Annotated in this window: 12 protein-coding genes; 9 read left to right on the forward strand and 3 right to left on the reverse strand. The window is 58.4% G+C overall.

What is annotated here, in order from left to right; genetic code table 11:
* Positions 1 to 436 precede the first annotated feature (436 nt).
* Together DA792_RS10700 and DA792_RS10705 are read left to right on the forward strand one after the other, a co-directional pair.
* A complete protein-coding gene (locus tag DA792_RS10700; RefSeq protein WP_107719936.1) occupies positions 437 to 2,131 on the forward strand; it encodes a cytochrome c oxidase subunit I in 1,695 nt (564 codons plus the stop codon).
* A gap of 160 nt (positions 2,132 to 2,291) precedes the next feature.
* Complete coding sequence (locus DA792_RS10705) at positions 2,292 to 2,840, forward strand: DUF2244 domain-containing protein (RefSeq protein WP_107719937.1); 549 nt, start codon at positions 2,292 to 2,294, stop codon at positions 2,838 to 2,840.
* Between the two features lie 58 nt (positions 2,841 to 2,898).
* Here the strand turns inward: DA792_RS10705 and DA792_RS10710 are convergent, their stop codons facing one another.
* The gene (locus tag DA792_RS10710) at positions 2,899 to 3,357 is read right to left on the reverse strand and encodes a GatB/YqeY domain-containing protein (RefSeq protein WP_107719938.1); all 459 of its coding nucleotides are present in this window, start codon (positions 3,355 to 3,357) and stop codon (positions 2,899 to 2,901) included.
* A gap of 198 nt (positions 3,358 to 3,555) precedes the next feature.
* Here DA792_RS10710 and carA point away from each other — a divergent pair, with 198 nt between their 5' ends.
* Positions 3,556 to 4,719: a glutamine-hydrolyzing carbamoyl-phosphate synthase small subunit gene (carA, locus tag DA792_RS10715; protein WP_107719939.1), complete on the forward strand. Its 1,164-nt coding sequence runs from the start codon at positions 3,556 to 3,558 to the stop codon at positions 4,717 to 4,719.
* A 232-nt stretch (positions 4,720 to 4,951) separates the two neighbouring features.
* On the forward strand, positions 4,952 to 7,450 hold the full coding sequence (locus tag DA792_RS10720; RefSeq protein WP_159075246.1) for a glycosyltransferase family 2 protein: 2,499 nt from the start codon (positions 4,952 to 4,954) through the stop codon (positions 7,448 to 7,450).
* A 3-nt stretch (positions 7,451 to 7,453) separates the two neighbouring features.
* Here DA792_RS10720 and DA792_RS10725 read toward each other — a convergent pair whose 3' ends face one another.
* On the reverse strand, positions 7,454 to 8,098 hold the full coding sequence (locus DA792_RS10725) for a GntR family transcriptional regulator (protein ID WP_107719941.1): 645 nt from the start codon (positions 8,096 to 8,098) through the stop codon (positions 7,454 to 7,456).
* A gap of 183 nt (positions 8,099 to 8,281) precedes the next feature.
* On the opposite strand from DA792_RS10725, the gene DA792_RS10730 reads away from it, so the two are divergent.
* The 3 genes from DA792_RS10730 to DA792_RS10740 all read left to right on the forward strand — a co-directional run bounded on the left by DA792_RS10730 (position 8,282) and on the right by DA792_RS10740 (position 10,643).
* Positions 8,282 to 8,935: a pyrimidine 5'-nucleotidase gene (locus tag DA792_RS10730; RefSeq protein WP_107719942.1), complete on the forward strand. Its 654-nt coding sequence runs from the start codon at positions 8,282 to 8,284 to the stop codon at positions 8,933 to 8,935.
* 131 nt (positions 8,936 to 9,066) lie between these two features.
* Positions 9,067 to 9,288: a hypothetical protein gene (locus DA792_RS10735; protein ID WP_107719943.1), complete on the forward strand. Its 222-nt coding sequence runs from the start codon at positions 9,067 to 9,069 to the stop codon at positions 9,286 to 9,288.
* Positions 9,289 to 9,419: 131 nt separating this feature from the next.
* Positions 9,420 to 10,643: an FAD-dependent monooxygenase gene (locus DA792_RS10740; protein ID WP_107722660.1), complete on the forward strand. Its 1,224-nt coding sequence runs from the start codon at positions 9,420 to 9,422 to the stop codon at positions 10,641 to 10,643.
* A gap of 82 nt (positions 10,644 to 10,725) precedes the next feature.
* Here DA792_RS10740 and DA792_RS10745 read toward each other — a convergent pair whose 3' ends face one another.
* A complete protein-coding gene (locus tag DA792_RS10745) occupies positions 10,726 to 11,859 on the reverse strand; it encodes an aminotransferase class V-fold PLP-dependent enzyme (protein WP_107719944.1) in 1,134 nt (377 codons plus the stop codon).
* A gap of 262 nt (positions 11,860 to 12,121) precedes the next feature.
* Here DA792_RS10745 and DA792_RS10750 point away from each other — a divergent pair, with 262 nt between their 5' ends.
* Together DA792_RS10750 and DA792_RS10755 are read left to right on the forward strand one after the other, a co-directional pair.
* Positions 12,122 to 13,237 (forward strand): Hint domain-containing protein, encoded by a 1,116-nt coding sequence (locus DA792_RS10750; protein ID WP_254679677.1) that lies wholly within the window; start codon positions 12,122 to 12,124, stop codon positions 13,235 to 13,237.
* Between the two features lie 156 nt (positions 13,238 to 13,393).
* Positions 13,394 to 14,497, forward strand: a complete 1,104-nt coding sequence (locus DA792_RS10755; protein WP_254679678.1) for a Hint domain-containing protein — start codon at positions 13,394 to 13,396, stop codon at positions 14,495 to 14,497.
* Positions 14,498 to 14,534: the final 37 nt, after the last annotated feature.

Consider the following 14,534-nt stretch of genomic DNA (forward strand, 5'->3'; position numbering starts at 1 on the left):
TGCTCATATTCCCAAGTGTGATCATTCCCAAGTGTGATCAGTGCAATTTGAGCCGATGACGCTCAAATTGGGGGCTGTCCTCAGCGCCATATCGACAGTCTCTCTCTCGATATGTGGATCAAAAGGTTGCGCAGCAGATGTTCGTGGTCGGCAGGCCCCTGAGTGCGGTATCCGAGATGAGAAACTCACCCCCCCTCGCGCAAGCACGCCCAAACCCAGCCCCCCAAACCAAGCCCCCAACCCCAGCCGCAACGCCAGATTGTAGCCCATCCCCCTCACCTCACGCATTTTTCTGTCTTCAAAACGCGTTGACTGATTGCTCTCGCGTTCGTGACTCTCTAAAACATATGGTAATTCCGCCCCAAGACTCCCCTCTAAGGGAACCGGCGGATGTGACGCATACACGCATAGACCACGCACAAATCGGGAGGACCGCATGGCAGACGCAGCCATCCACGGCCACGAACATGGGGACAACCGGGGCTTTTTCACCCGTTGGTTCCTATCTACAAACCACAAAGACATTGGGATTCTGTACCTCTTCACGGCTGCCGTGGTGGGGTTCATTTCCGTCTGTTTCACCGTTTACATGCGCCTTGAGCTCATGGAACCGGGGGTTCAGTTCATGTGTCTCAACGAAGCTGGCGAGGCCGCAGCGCGGTTTGTGTCGGGCTTTGGCGCTGAGAACTGTGCGCCCAACGGCCACCTTTGGAACGTCATGATCACCTACCACGGTGTGTTGATGATGTTCTTCGTGGTGATTCCGGCGCTGTTTGGCGGTTTCGGCAACTACTTCATGCCGCTGCAAATCGGTGCCCCGGACATGGCCTTCCCGCGCCTCAACAACCTCTCCTACTGGCTCTATGTCTGTGGTGTGGCTTTGGGGATTGCGTCGCTGTTGTCTGTTGGCTCCGCCGATGGTCAAAACGGGGCTGGCGTGGGCTGGGTGCTTTATCCGCCGCTGTCGACCTCTTCGCCGGGTCACTCGATGGACCTCGCGATCTTTGCGGTTCACGTCTCTGGTGCCTCCTCGATCTTGGGCGCGATCAACATGATCACCACCATGCTCAACATGCGCGCGCCGGGCATGACCATGTTCAAAGTGCCGCTGTTCGCCTGGTCGATCTTTGTCACCTCCTGGCTGATCCTTTTGTCCCTGCCAGTTTTGGCGGGCGCGATCACCATGTTGCTCACAGACCGTAACTTTGGCACTTCCTTCTTCCAACCGGGCGGTGGCGGCGATCCGATCCTGTACCAGCACATCCTGTGGTTCTTCGGTCACCCCGAAGTGTACATCGTTGTTCTGCCGGGCTTTGGTTTGGTCTCCCACATCATCGCAACCTTCTCGAAGAAAGCCGTGTTTGGCTATCTTCCGATGGTTTGGGCGCTGATCGCGATTGGGGTTCTGGGCTTTGTTGTTTGGGCACACCACATGTACACTGTGGGTCTGTCGCTGACGCAGCAGTCCTACTTCATGATGGCCACCATGGTCATTGCGGTGCCGACAGGGGTGAAAATCTTCTCTTGGATCGCAACCATGTGGGGCGGCTCGATTGAGTTCAAAACACCGATGCTCTTTGCCTTCGGCTTCTTGATCCTCTTCACCATCGGTGGTGTGACCGGCATCGTTCTGTCGCAGGCTGGCATCGACCGCGCCTACCATGACACCTACTATGTTGTGGCGCACTTCCACTACACCATGTCGATGGGGGCGGCCTTTACCATCTTTGCGGGGATTTACTTCTACATCGGCAAAATGTCCGGGCGTCAGTACCCGGAATGGGCGGGCAAGCTGCACTTCTGGATGTTCTTTGTCGGCGTCAACCTGACCTTCTTCCCACAGCACTTCCTGGGTCGTCAGGGCATGCCGCGTCGTTACATCGACTACCCGGAAGCCTTCGCCTATTGGAACAAGATCTCGTCTTACGGCGCACTTCTGTCCTTCGCTTCGTTCATTCTGTTCATCGGCATTGTGTTCTACACCCTGCTGGCCGGTCGCCGCGTGACCGAGAACAACTACTGGAACGAATACGCAGACACGCTTGAGTGGACCCTGCCCTGCCCGCCGCCGGAGCATACGTTTGAAACGCTCCCGAAGCAGGAAGACTGGGATCACCAGCATTCGCACTAAGCCGCGCTGACGGATCAAAACAACAAAGGCCCCACCTCCTCGGTGGGGCCTTTTCTTTGAGGGTTTGCGCACGGTAAAGACCGTTGAGGTCACACATCAGGGGGCTTTGCAGGCCGCACCATGCCGCATAGACTGGCCGGAACACACATAAGAAACGCACATGCCCTATCAATGGACCCCGGATCATCGCAACCTGCCGCAGCGGGCCGCATTGGATGACGCACCTTTGGTGCGGCTTGACCTGTGGCCGCATCGCAGCCTCAAGGGCAAAGGCTTTTCCGCCACCATTTGGCTGATGTTTTTCGGCGGATTGATCCCGGTTGTGCCCTTTATCGGGACGGTTGCGTTTTGGATTTTGCTGATCTTTATGATGACGGCGCTGTCAGCGCTTTGGCTGGCGCTGAGGCGGTCAGATCGCGATCAGCTGCGCGAAGAGCTTTTGATCTGGCCGGATCGTATCGCGCTGACCCATTGGCCCGCCAAGGGCAAAGCGATGACCTGGGAGGCGAACCCCTATTGGGTGAAACTGTCGTTGCACCCGACGGAGGGGAAGGTCGAGCAATACCTGACGCTGAAAGGCGGCGGTCCAGCACAAACACGCGAAGTGGAGCTTGGGGCCTTTTTGACGCCCGAAGAACGCACGCACCTGCGCGATGATCTTGCGCTGGTTTTAGGGCAACTTAAGGACAGACCACGCCACACATCATAAGCCAAACGAAAAAGGCCGCCCAAAAGAGCGGCCTTTTCAACGATAGAGCCCTAGGGGTTTATCCCAATTTGGCTTTGATCTGTGCACCCACCGCGCCAAAATCCATCTGGCCGGTGTATTTCGTTTTCAAAGCGCCCATCACCTTGCCCATGTCGCGGATACTCTCCGCGCTGGTCTCAGAAATGGCATCAGAAATGGCCTGAGCCACCTCACCCTCTGACAACTGACGCGGCAAAAACTCTTCGATCACAGTGATCTCAGAACGCTCCTTTGCCGCCAGTTCAAGCCGCGCGCCTTCTTCAAACGCTTTGGCGCTTTCTTGGCGTTGCTTGACCATTTTGCCAAGAATACCAAGCACATCCGCGTCAGACACGCATTCTTCTTTGCCCTCACCCCGAGCCGCGATTTCGCGATCCTTGATGGCCGCATTGATCAGACGCAAGGTGGACAAGCGTTCGCTGTCCTTGTCTTTCATCGCCGTTTTCAATGCCGCGTTGAGCCGGTTCCGCATATCCATATGGGCCTCATCCCTCATGATGTCGCAAGTGGACAACATAGCGAAAGACGCCGCCGGTCTCAACCGTTGATAATTTCCGTAACCCATTGAAAACGCTACGTTACATAAAGTGACCGAAAATCCACCACCCGACCTTGACGCCGCCTGCCCCTTTCCTTAGGTTCCGGTGAATTTTGCCCACATCAGGAGAGTCGTGCCATGGCATCTGGTCAGTCGTCCGAGAAACCAACCGCGTGTCTGGCATTGGCCGATGGCACACTCTTTTACGGCAAGGGGTTCGGGGCCACCGGAACCACCACCGCAGAGCTGTGTTTCAACACCGCCATGACGGGCTACCAAGAGATCATGACCGACCCATCTTATGCCGGTCAGATCGTCACCTTCACCTTCCCGCATGTTGGCAACACCGGCGTGAACGCCGAGGATGACGAGACCGCCGATCCGGTCGCTGCGGGCATGATCGTCAAATGGGACCCGACAGAGCCGTCCAACTGGCGCGCGCAAGAAGAGCTCGGCCCTTGGCTTGAAAAACGTGGTCGCATTGGCATGGGCGGGATCGACACCCGCCGCCTGACCCGCGCCATCCGCCAACAAGGCGCACCACATGTCGCCTTTGCCCACGATCCCGAGGGCAATTTCGACATCGAAGCTCTGGTCAAACAGGCGCGCGCGTTCTCCGGTCTGGTCGGGCTTGATCTGGCCAAAGACGTCACCTGCGCACAGTCTTATCAGTGGGATGAGATGCGGTGGGCCTGGCCGGATGGATTTCCGAAACGGGACGGTAAAGGCCATAAAGTCGTGGCCATTGATTTCGGTGCGAAACGCAACATCCTGCGCTGTTTGGCCTCGGCGGGTTGTGACGTCACCGTCCTGCCCGCCTCTGCCACCGCTGAGGAGGTCTTGGCCCATGCGCCCGACGGCGTGTTCCTGTCCAACGGCCCCGGCGATCCGGCGGCCACAGGCACCTATGCCGTGCCGATGATCAAAGGCGTTTTGGCCGCCGATCTTCCGGTGTTTGGCATCTGTTTGGGGCACCAAATGTTGGCCCTCGCTTTGGGTGCCAAAACAATCAAAATGAACCACGGCCACCACGGGGCAAACCATCCGGTGAAGGATCTCGACACCGGCAAGGTTGAAATCACCTCGATGAACCACGGCTTTACGGTGGATGCGCAGAGCCTGCCCAAAGGCGTGAAAGAGACCCATGTGTCGCTGTTCGATGGCTCCAATTGTGGCATCGCGGTTGAGGATAAACCGATCTTTTCGGTGCAATACCACCCCGAAGCCAGCCCCGGCCCGATGGACAGCTACTACCTGTTTGAACGGTTTGCGACGGCAATGGCGGCTCGCGCGACCGCCTGATCCATTCAGATTACGTTACGGAAAGGCGGGGTTTTCCCCGCCTTTTTGCATGTATTTACCACATTTAAAGCCTTGGTTAATGCCTTGTTAACCTTGACGGATCAATCTTATCCACAGAGGTCTGGGGACAAACCCCAGCCATTGGGACAGTTGCGTCAGGGTGAAAATTTAGATGTCGTATGTCAGACATCCCCACTTTCCACAACCAAAGCTCCATACGGCCCGCGCGCCCGTGGACCATGAGGTCTTGGACGCACAAACCACGCCCCCGATTGGCCCCCACGCTCCCACGCGCAGTCCCATTGGTCAGATCCTCGTCAATATGGGCGCGTTGGACCCGGGCGATCTGGTCCGCGCTGCGGCTATGCGCCAACGCGAAGATGCACGCATCGGCGACATCCTTTTGGCCCACGGCATGGTCGATGAACCCACACTCTACCGCGCCTTGGCCCAGCAACATCATGCCACCGTCGCCGATTTTGATAAAACCGCGCCGGACGTGCGACTGATTGATCGTCTGGGCGCGGATGAATGCCTGCGCCGGGGGCTTTTGCCATGGTGTCAGGTCGGCGGCACGGTGATCATCGCCTCATGTCGCCCCGAACAATTCGAAGACCTGCGCCCGCGTCTCAGCGCACTGTTTGGTCCGGTCCGCATGGCCGTGGCCTCAGAAACGGCGATGCACGAGGCGCTCCTGCGTTCGCGTCAACGCAAACTCGCGCTATCGGCGGAAACCCGTGTGGCGGCGCATGAAAGCTGTCGCGAAATGGACATTCGCAAACTGACGCGGATGATGTCGTCTTTGGCGGTTTTGGGCCTCATACTGGCGCTGTTGTCGCCGATGAGCGCTGCGATCCTGTTGACCGCATGGGCGGTGTTGACCCTTGTCGTCTCCACCGGCCTCAAAATCGCCGCCACCTTTGCACAGGCCAGCACCGCGCGCACCCGCCAAAGCACGTTTAGCAGTCGCCGCACCAAAACCGCCCTGCCCACCGTGTCGATCATGCTGCCCCTGTTCAAAGAGCGCGAGGTCGCGACGCGGCTGATCAAACGGGTGTCGCGGCTGACCTATCCGCGCGAACTTTTGGACATTTGTCTTGTGGTCGAAGAAGATGATACCGTCACCCAAGACGCCATTGCCAGCACGGATTTGCCGCGTTGGATGCGGCAAATCATCGTGCCACGCGGCGGGGTCAAAACCAAACCACGGGCGATGAATTTTGCCCTCGATTTCTGTCGCGGCTCGATCATTGGCATCTATGACGCCGAGGATGCGCCCGAGCCGGAACAAATTCACAAAGTCGTCGCCCATTTCGCCCAAACCGGACCAGAAGTGGCCTGTGTTCAGGGCATTTTGGATTTTTACAACGCCCGTACCAATTGGTTGTCGCGCTGTTTCACCGTCGAATACGCGACATGGTTTCGGGTGATTTTGCCCGGCTATGAGCGCATGGGGCTGGCCGTCCCTTTGGGCGGCACCACGTTGTTTTTCCGCCGCGAGACGATTGAGGAACTGGGCGGATGGGACGCGCATAACGTGACTGAGGATGCCGATCTGGGCATCCGTTTGGCGCGCCATGGCTACCGCACCGAATTGTTGCACACGGTGACAGAGGAAGAGGCCAATTGTCGCCTCTGGCCCTGGGTCAAACAGCGCTCTCGCTGGCTCAAAGGCTACGCGATGACCTATGCGATGCATATGCAAAACCCGAGAGCGCTCTGGCGTGACCTCGGCGCATGGCGGTTTTTCGGGGTTCAGGCGCTGTTTCTGGGCGCCTTGTCGCAATTTGTGCTGGCGCCGTTCCTGTGGTCGTTCTGGCTGTTCCCCTTGGGCCTCCCGCATCCGATGCGCGCGATCTTACCGCATGACGTCTTGGTCGTATTGGGGACGATTTTCCTTCTGTCCGAAGTGGTGACTGTGGCGGTGGGCATGGCGGCGACCTCGACCCCGAAACACAAATGGCTTTGGCTTTGGGTGCCGACGCTGCATTTCTATTATCCACTGGCCACTCTGGCGGCGCTCAAAGGCCTGTGGGAGATGGTGACCAAGCCCTATTATTGGGACAAAACCGCCCATGGCGTGCATGATTTGGGATTCCATGAGGATGAGCCAGACACCGCATCAGCACCAAACTCAGCGCCCTCCCCGATGTCGTCACAGCCCCGCCCCGCCCCTTTGGTGCTGGGCACCGATCAACGCATCGCTGCAAGCCCCTCGAGTGCCGCCACCCCGCAAAAACCCGCCACCCCATTGATCCTCTATCCCGCCGCCAAACCCAGACAGAACAGCCATGAGAGCGGTGCAGATCGCGTTCGGGCCTTTGGCGAAGCGACCAGTGCCTTTGTGTTTGAGCGCCTTGAACAGGATGCGTCGGGATCGGTGCCCAAGCCGGGGCGGCGTTTGACCTTTGGTCTTGATCTTGAAGCCGCGCCCAACACCCCCGCATTGCGGCGTGCGCTTGAGGCGGCGGCGGTGGCGTTTGACCCCGACCGTCTACGCCCCGCGCCGAAGCCAGACCCAAAAACCATGCGTCCACCTCCGCCCGAAACCACCATCCCACTGCCGCATCAAATCAAAGACCCGAGCCCGCGCCTCCCGGTCAATACACCAAACGCGCCCGAATGGGCGCATATGGCCGCGTTTGTTGAGGTGCCCGAGTTTCTTCCAACCGCCCCCATCGAAGAGCCGCATCGTTTGAGCGGAACCTCTGGGAAACTCGGGGAGGCGTGAGGTTTAACGGACCTTATCGGCGTCGATTTTCAGGCGCGTCACAAAGGCCTTGGAAATATGCTCTGACAGCGCCTTGTGCGCGCGATCGCCATCGCGCGCTTCAATCGCTGAGACGATCTGATCATGTTCTTTGATCGCCTCTTCGCCCCGGCCTTCGGCGGCCAAAGAGGTGGTGGCGAGCAGGGCCATGGAGCGGTGCACCAAATCAAGCTGTTGCACCAGGTAGCGGTTGTGCGAGGCGAGGTGGATTTGTTTGTGAAACCGGCGATTGGCGCGCGACATGGCGTCGGGTTTGCCGATCAGGCCGCGGTCCTCTTCGACCATATCACGCAACACACGCACCTCCTCAGAGGTGGCATGACGCGCCGCAAGACGGGCCGCAAGCCCTTCAAGTTCGGTGCGCACAACGTAGAGATCCGCCATCTGATTGTGATCCAAAGAGGCGACAATCAGTGAACGCCCATCCCGCGTCAGCATGGATTGGGTCTCAAGCCGCTGTAACGCCTCGCGGATCGGAGTGCGCGACACGCCAAAGCGTTCGGCCAGCTCACTTTCAACAAGCCGGTCGCCGGGGCGATACACCCCGGTGTCGATGGCATCCAGGATCAGCCCATAAGCGTCCTTTTGCCCAGCGCGCGGATCTTTCATCTTGTGCCTCTCAGGTCAACAGGGGGAGACCATAGACAGCCCTGCCCCCCACGATCAAGCGCTAACATTGCCGCAACGCGGCCAAATTCAAGAACACCGTGTCGAAACATCCGCCAACCTCGCTCTGCGTTCAACACCACGTCCCGCCTTGCGTCGCTGTCGCTCTTTGCCTAACACGATGCCATGGTATCTGATCAATTCTCTCACGTGAACACATGGGTCTTTGACCTCGACAATACGCTTTACCCGCCAGAGGCCGCGCTTTTTGCCCAGATCGAGGTCAAAATGACCGATTGGGTGGCACGCGAATTGGGCGTGAGTTTAGAGGCGGCCAATGCGTTGCGCAGCGCCTATTGGCGCGATTATGGCACCACACTGTCGGGGATGATGGCCAAACATGGCACCGACCCATTGCCCTATCTCAGCTACGTGCATGACATCGACTTTTCCGGCCTGCAGCTTGATGCCGAACTCAAAGCGGCGATCACCGCCCTGCCCGGCCGCAAAATTGTCTACACCAACGGCTCCGCCCCCTATGCCGAACGGGTGTTGGAGGCGCGCGGCTTGACCGGAATTTTCAACGCCGTCTACGGCATTGAACACGCTAAATTTCATCCCAAACCTCTGGCCGAAGCCTTTGACACCGTGCTGGCCCTCGACGGGATCACGCCCAACACGGCGGCGATGTTCGAAGACGATCCGCGCAACCTCAAAGTCCCGCATGATCTGGGGATGAAGACCGTCTATGTCGCCGCCGCACCGCTTGATCCGCCCGCGCCTCATATCCATCACCACACCGACAATCTGTCGGCGTTTTTGCGCGCGCTGATCGGCTGAGACGTGGTAAAATCACAAGATTGACAGGATCGCGACAGCCCGCCCGCCTGCGCGCTTCTGTCGCCGTGACGGATGGGTCCGAACGCCCTATCTGACAGCGTAACAAGAAACGCACAGCCCGGAGACCGCACATGTCACAAGCAACCGCAGACCAAGCCACGTCCAAGTCCCACCACGAAGATGGTGTCGCCTCCACCCGTGGCGTCGTTCTTTTCCTTCTTGCCGTTCTCGTCGTGATCGCAGCGGTCATTTTTGGCATGTTCGCCATCGGCCCTTGGGTGCTTGGCGTCACTGCGCTGGCCACGGTTCCGGTGATCTATATCGTGATGGTCGTCCTCACGATGGGCCAATAATAGGCCGAACACGCCTCTTTGGTGGCTCTTTGGTGGCTCTGCCCCCCTGAGACAGCCTGTCCCTTGGACAATCCCCGCCTTTGCGCCTATCTCTTGGCCATGCCCAAAGAGTGGAAGCAAAGGAGATGATCATGGCGAACCAACCCCTCACGCTTGCACAGCGTGAAACCGTGGATGTTTTGGTCTCAGGCGGCGGCATCGCCGGGATGATTGCAGCGGCCGCGTTTGGGGCCTCTGGGTTCAAAACCCTGATGATCGACCCGACCCCGCCGATCACCAGCGGCACAGAGGACCGATCCGATCTGCGCTCCACCGCGTTTTTGCGCCCCGCGCGCGATCTCTTTGCCCGCATTGGCATTTGGGAGGCGCTTGCCCCCCACGCCACGCCACTTGAGGCGCTGCGCATCGTTGATACTTTGGGGCAACCGTCCGACATCCGGGCCGAGCGTCAGTTTGAAGGCCGCGAAACCGGCGACGAGCCCTTTGGCTGGAACTTTCTCAACTGGGTGATCCGGCGCGAGCTTTTGAAAGCCGTGCCCAATATCCCTAATGTCGACATGCGCTATGGCACCGGGTTTAAATCCATGCTCACCCGCACCAATGAGGCCATCGTCACCCTCACCGACGGCACACAGGTGCGCGCCAAATTGGTCGTGGCCGCCGATGGCCGCAACTCGCCGGTGCGTGAGGCGGCGGGAATTGGCGTCAAAACCACGCGTTATGGCCAAAAATCTCTGGCCTTCACCGCCACGCACGAGTGGCCGCACAACAATGTCTCTACCGAAATTTACCGCGAAGGCGGTCCTTTCACCATGGTGCCTTTGGCGGACATCGACGGCAAACCCGCCTCGGCGATTGTCTGGATGAACAAAGGCCCCTACGCGACTGAGCTGTTGAATATGGACCCCGAAGCATTCAACGCGGTGATGACCACACGCTCGGCGGGTCTCTTTGGTCAGATGACGCTGGCCTCCGGTCGCGCGATCTTTCCGATCATCACCCAAGTGGCCGAGCGCCTGTCGGGCGAACGTGTCGCAGTGATTGCGGAGGCCGCGCATGTGCTGCCCCCGATCGGCGCGCAGGGGTTGAACACATCCCTCAATGATCTGGGCGAACTTTTGGCGCTTGCCGAGACCTATCGTGGCGATTTGGGTGGGCAGGTCATGTTGGACGCCTATGCCAAAACCCGGCACCGCGACATCTCGGCGCGCGCCAAGGTGGTCGATGTCTTTAACCGCGTCACCCGTTCGGAAGGCGATATTTTGCAAGCGCTGCGCCTCTTGGGCCTGAAGACAGTGCATGACGTCAAACCGCTGCGTCAGAGGATCATGAAAGCGGGGCTTGGCCCAATCTAAAGCATCGTTTTACCCTGAGCCAAACACTCAAACGGCGCGCTCTTTGCCAAGGGCACGCCGTTTTCGGTGTTATACCAAAGGCTTATTTCGCCAAAACCGCATCCAACGCCGCCTCAAGACGGGCCACAGACGCATCCACGTCATAGAGTTTATCAAGACCAAACAGGCCCAGCCGGAAAGATTTATACTCCGGCCCCTCATCACATTGCAGCGGCACGCCCGCAGCGATTTGCATCCCCAATGCCGCGAACGCCCGGCCCGATTGGATGTCTGGATCATCGGTGTAACACACCACCACGCCCGGCGCCTCAACGCCCTCTGCGGCAACCGAGGCAAAGCCCCGCGCTTTCAACAGGGCACGCACCCGGCGGCCCTGTTCCCATTGCGCCTCACAAAGTTTGGCAAACCCGTACTCTTTGGTCTCCAACATCGCATCGCGAAAGGCGCGCAACGCGTCGGTCGGCATCGTCGCGTGATAGGCGTGCCCGCCGGCCAAATAGGCTTCCATGATGTTCAACCATTTGCCCAGATCAATCGCAAAAGACGAGGATTGGCGCGATTTCACCACCTCGATGGCGCGCTCAGACAGCATCACCAACCCGGCAGACGGCTGTGCCGACCAGCCCTTTTGCGGCGCGGAGATCAACACATCGACCCCGGTCGCTTTCATATCGACCCAGGCACAGCCCGAGGCGATACAGTCGAGCACCATCAACCCGCCCTCTTCATGCACCGCGTCGGCCAAGGCGCGGATATAGCCGTCCGGCAAGATCATGCCAGAGGCGGTTTCCACATGCGGGGCAAAGACGGCGGCGGGTTTGAGCGCGTGAATTTCGGCCACGGCCTCTTCCAATGGTGCGGGGGCGAAAGGCGCGGTGATCTCATTGCCGGTGCGACGGGCTTTGAGCACGGTCTGCGATTTAGGGATCGCGCCCGTGTCAAAAATCTGGCTCCAGCGGAAGGAGAAGAAGCCATTGCGGATGACCATCACATCCTCGTCGCCCGCAATCTGGCGCGCCACGGCCTCCATCGCATAGGTGCCGCCGCCGGGAACGACCACGGCAGTGTCGGCATGATAGACCTCGCACAGGGTGGCGTGGATGTCGGTCATCACCTTTTGAAAGGCTTTCGACATATGGTTGAGCGAGCGGTCGGTGAAAACCACGGAAAATTCCATCAACCCATCCGGGTCGATATCAGAGCGCAATGCGGGCATGATGCCTCCTTAAAATCATAACAAACGGTGCCAAAGCGACACAATGGCTGTCCGTTCGGGGGATGGGCGCACAAACGTCTGGACAAGTGACCTAAGGTTCACAACACTTGCCCAAGCGTCACGCCACGGATCGGGCCAAAAAGAGCACCGGACGGGCGAAAACACAAGCGGTTCAAACCGCATCGGCGCATTGAGGCAGATCCGGGTCACGGACCCAAACCAGACAGGCAGAGCAGTCATGCCAACAGAGAATCTAATTGTGATGGGGTCCTCCCTCATCAACAATCCGATTGGCTATTCCCAAGACCCTTGGGGGGATGCCAATGACGGGGCCTATATCACCGGCGGCGACAGCGTTTTTGAAGATGATGACGTGATCGTTTTCACCGTGCAAAAGGTCAATCATGACGGCACTTTTGACGACAAAACCCAAATCACGGGGATTGAGGTCTATGACAATGCCGCCGACTATGTGAATGGCATCCCCAAATACACCTATGAGCTGGAAAAAGACGGCGGCTGGGGATGGGGGCATAACACAGTCAGCGGCGATGTCTCCACAAGCGTGCACAACATGGGCGACGCCTATCTGCATTTCCCCGCCAATGATTTCGTCAGCTCCGACCCAAACGCCCCGGATTTGAACTACCTGTTTTTGGCGCCGGGCGTGGATTTATCCGAAGCCTACCCGGTTTGGCTCTCGCATGAGCAAGGCATCGACTATAACGAAGACGGCTCCATTGCGGGCAGCGAGGTCGGCGACGGGGTCTTTACCACCGACAACAACCTATTTGCCGAAAATGAAATTGCCGCCGCGATTTGTTTGACCCGTGGAACGTTGATTGACACGCCCGAGGGGCCCAAATTTATCGAGACCCTGAGCGAAGGCGACCTCATTCATACGCTCGATGATGGACCGCAACCGATCCGCTGGATTGGGTCCCGCCGGGTCGTGGCCACGGGCAAACTCGCCCCGATCCGCATCAAAGCCGGTGCTTTGGGCAATTTCCGTGACCTCACCGTCTCACCCAATCACCGGATGATGATCCGTGGTCCAAAAGCCGAAATACTGTTTGGCGAACGCGATGTCTTGGTCGCGGCGAAACATTTGGTCAACGACAACACGATCCGCCACATGTCTGGCGGCACGGTGGAGTATTTTCACATGTTGTTTGACCGTCATCAAATCATCTTTGCCGAGGGCTGTCCGACCGAAAGCCTCTACCCCGGCCAAGAGGCCTTGGGCGCAGTCAACCCAGAGGCGCGGGCCGAGATTTTGACGCTGTTTCCCGAATTCGAACACGGAACACAACAGGCGGAACTGTCACGCTATGAATTGAAAGCCTGGGAGGCGCAGGCGCTCAAACACGCGTCTTAAACAGCCTCACATCTTGACGTCGCGGTATGATGGCTTAGATCGCGATATCAGAACAGAGTCCCAAAATTCAGACCTGCATCAGAGGACCCCAAAGGGGCATCGCAGGTTAAAAAACATTGAAGCAACGGGGCACTTCCCCAAACATAGGCAGAGCAGATGCCAACCGAAGACATTCTCGTGATGGGGTCCTCCCTCCTCGACAACGCGTCGATTGGGACCAACAGTGGCGGCACCAATGGCGGCAACATGATGATTCACAGCGGCGACATGGTGTTTCAGAGCGACGATGTGATTGTCATCACCGTTGAGAACGTCACTGACGGCGAAGTCACCGGCCAAAGCCGGATCGTCGGCATGGTGGTCTATGACACCCCTGCCGATTATGTGAACGGCACGCCCCTCTACACGTATCACCCGATGAATCCCGGCCAATACGCCAATATCCAAAGCGACATTTCGGGGCTGGGCGACACCTATCTGCGCTTTAACGCCAATGTGTTGGTCTCCTCCGATGGCGGGCCGCAGATCAACACCATTTTGATCGCACCCGGTCAGGACCTAAGCCAACTGCGCCCCGTCATCCAAATTGGCCATGAAACCGACATGGATTATGATGGCGACGGGGTGATCGACACCCAAGGTGACGGCAATTTCAACATCGACAACAACCTGATCGCCGAAGAGATCATCCATGGCGCGGTCTGTCTGACCCGTGGCACCTTGATCGACACCCCCAAAGGCCCGCGCTACATCGAAACACTCACCGAGGGCGATTTGGTCAATACGCTGGACGCCGGGCCACAACCGATCCGTTGGATCGGATCGCGCAAACTTGCGGCCCGTGGCCCCCTCGCCCCGGTGCTGATCCGGGCGGGCGCTTTGGGCAATCTGCGCGATCTCTGCGTGTCTCAAAACCACCGCATGTTGTTGCGTGGTCCGCAGGCCGAAGTGTTGTTTGGCGAACGCGATGTCTTGGTTGCGGCCAAACATTTGGTCAATGACACCACCATCCGGCTCAAACCGGGCGGCACGGTGGAGTATTTTCACATGCTGTTTGACCGTCATCAAATCATCTTTGCCGAAGGCTGCCCGACCGAAAGCCTCTACCCCGGCCAACAGGCGCTCAATTCCGTCACCACAGACTCGCGCGATGAAATTCTATCAGTGTTTCCCGAACTCCTGTGCGAAAGCCGTGATCCCCACCTGTCGCGCTACGAATTAAAAGCCTGGGAGGCACAGGCACTCAAACGCGCGAGCTGACACTTGCCCCTGACTGCGCCTGCGTTTAGAACGCAGG

This window comes from Celeribacter baekdonensis, from assembly GCF_003047105.1.
Taxonomy (GTDB): domain Bacteria; phylum Pseudomonadota; class Alphaproteobacteria; order Rhodobacterales; family Rhodobacteraceae; genus Celeribacter; species Celeribacter baekdonensis_B.